The sequence below is a fragment of the Schleiferilactobacillus shenzhenensis LY-73 genome, from assembly GCF_000469325.1.
GTDB classification, from domain to species: Bacteria; Bacillota; Bacilli; order Lactobacillales; family Lactobacillaceae; genus Schleiferilactobacillus; species Schleiferilactobacillus shenzhenensis.
The window spans coordinates 66617-67001 of the sequence record NZ_KI271584.1 but is presented as its reverse complement, the minus strand read 5'-3'; positions in this window follow the sequence as shown (position 1 = coordinate 67001).

The following is a 385-nucleotide window of genomic DNA, read 5'->3' as shown; positions in this document are numbered from 1 at the left end:
GATTTGGGCCCTCCGGCTGGCTGGGGCTGGAACGCCATGGGCACGACTTTGAGCCAATGCAAAGTGCGCATTGTCTCAAAGCTCGGCCTTTCTGTAAGCGGGCAAAGAGCGCCCGCTAACAGAAACTTCATGGCTGAGCCCCGCCAGCCTCCGGGCCCAAATCGCCTACATCTTACCCAATCGTAGAATTCTCGGTCGTAGGCACACTTGTCGGGAGTTTGGCCGAACTACGTATTCTTAGGCGACTGCTGTGACGTCCATGGAGAAGGCTGCCAGAGCTTCGTGTCGAGCGGAATATTCCCGTCTCCAAGAATGCAGGGTGACGGAGGGCGGAGGCTCAGTGGTGAAATTGGGGTCGTGACAAAACTCGTATTCCGGCGTGACA